Genomic DNA, 1,985 nt, shown 5'->3' with positions numbered 1-1,985 from the left:
GATATATGCCGATGGCACTCTTGCTAATGCGCAACAAGTTCAATGGCTGTATCAACCCGGAGAAATAACGCCCACCGTACGTTATCAACAGGGCAAACTGCACTATGTGGTCACCGACCACCAAGGCACCCCGCGAGAGATATTCAGTGAAGGCGGACAAGCCAGTTGGGCAGGAAGGTTGAATACGTGGGGCCAAATGCAGTTTTGGCGTTACCGCGACGGTAAAGCGGAGAATGACCCTAATTATACCGAATGTCCTTTTCGCTTTGCGGGGCAATATGAAGATGAAGAAAGTGGCTTGTATTATAATCGCTTTCGCTATTATGATAGGGAAACAGGGCAGTATCTTTCCCCAGACCCCATAGGGTTATTGGGTGGGCTGAATCCCTATGGGTATGTGCATTGTCCGACGGGGTGGGTTGATCCGTTTGGGCTGGCGTGTTGCTTCTTTGCAAAGAATCCTAAACAGGCTCACGCGATCATTCAAGAAAAGTGGGGATATAATATGAGTCCCGCAGAGATGAGAGAATTACAAAAAACTATTGATAATATCAAACTAAATAGGCCAGCTTACCAAAGAGATGGTATCACATTTGAAAACAATTTCAGAATATCACCGAATGGCCAACGACTTGATACAGGAAGCGGACCTTATAAAGAATGGACGGTTAAAACACCTAATGTTGGAAATAGAGGGACAAGACGTATTGTAGTAGATACAAAAACAGGCGATGCATTCTATAGCCATGACCATTATGACTCATTTATAAAAATAGATATGTCAGGATGGAAATAATGAATTTAATTAAATTGAATATCGATTTCAAAAATATTAAGAATGTTGATGATTTTCATATGATAATGAAAACACTATTTGGTTTTCCTGATTTTTATGGAAAAAATTTTAATGCATTTATCGACTGTTTAAGTAGCATAAGAATCCCAGAAGATGGTATGACTTCAATACATATAAAAAATGATGAATGTATTTTATTAGAAATTTTTAATATAAACTCTATCGCAGATGACTTACTTTATGATTTTTTATTATCAATACAAGAAATAAATAGAAGATGTGTTATTTTCGGAGAGGAGGCTTCAATATTATTGCTACCTTCTAAAAATTGAAATAATTAATCAAGCCAGAAGCTCTTCCAATCTTCTGGCTTCTTATCCGGATAACCATGAACTGCGTTGGCGCTATAATGAAAGTGGCTTAGTGGTTGAACAAAGCGAATGGTTTGAAGATGAGCAAGAAAGCCGCTGCTTATCCACGATTCAATATAGCTATAACGCACGTCAACAATTGATAAAAGCGACTAATACTGACTCGGTGGTTGAATTTGAGTATGATGACCAAGGTCGTTTATGCAGTGAACGTATTAATGGACAAGAGATTATTCATCAATGGAATGAAGCTGATAATACGCTGGCATTGACCCGTTTTGGTGAACGGGAGTTGCATTATGCTTTTGGGGCGCAGGGGGAGTTAACTTCACTGCAAGTCAATCAGCATGCACCACATCAATTTAGCTACAACGCAGTAGGACAAGAGTATTTACGCCGTAGTCGCGCCGGATTTGTCAATTCCAGTCACTATACGGCTACCGGTTTACTGGCGCATCAACGAGCAGGGCGAGGCACTGAGCAGTTTTTACAATCGATACAAGCCCATCCCCAACAACCGCCATTTTGTACGGATGTGCACCGCAGTTATCAATATGATCGCGCTTATAATGTGGTGGGAATTGAAGATGATCGCTGGCGACAGACACGTTATCACTATAATGCCAATGACCAAATCACTAAGACACAATACAGTCCACAATGGGGTAATCAGGACGAAAAATTCCTGTATGATAACAACCTCAATATCACGGAGCACTTAACAACGCCGTCCTCGTCGATGGTGCCTTCAGAAGCACAAGGGGCGATGCTACAGCTATTTCAGCAACAGCAAGCAGGACGGGTGACTCGCCGTTACA

General features: G+C 41.3%; 2 protein-coding genes and 1 pseudogene. All 3 read left to right on the top strand.

Features of this window, described 5'->3' with window-relative positions; genetic code table 11:
- The coding region (locus tag AACV01_RS00015; RefSeq protein WP_161682163.1) for an RHS repeat-associated core domain-containing protein at positions 1 to 796 on the top strand (796 nt) is incomplete at its 5' end.
- The gene (locus AACV01_RS00010; RefSeq protein ID WP_049196426.1) at positions 796 to 1,128 is read left to right on the top strand and encodes a barstar family protein; all 333 of its coding nucleotides are present in this window, start codon (positions 796 to 798) and stop codon (positions 1,126 to 1,128) included. The genes AACV01_RS00015 and AACV01_RS00010, both read left to right, overlap by 1 nt.
- Positions 1,129 to 1,219: 91 nt before the next feature.
- Positions 1,220 to 1,985, top strand: a pseudogene (locus AACV01_RS00005) (RHS repeat-associated core domain-containing protein); the annotation flags it as partial.

This window comes from Proteus sp. G2609, assembly GCF_963896135.1.
Classification (GTDB): Bacteria; Pseudomonadota; Gammaproteobacteria; order Enterobacterales; family Enterobacteriaceae; genus Proteus; species Proteus mirabilis.
The sequence above is the reverse complement of the archived record's forward strand: the minus strand, read 5'-3'. Positions and strand labels throughout refer to the sequence as shown.

Bases quoted from the DNA above. Each gene is read 5' to 3' on its own strand.
- AACV01_RS00010 (WP_049196426.1), top strand. From the start codon at position 796: ATGAATTTAATTAAATTGAATATCGATTTCAAAAATATTAAGAATGTT.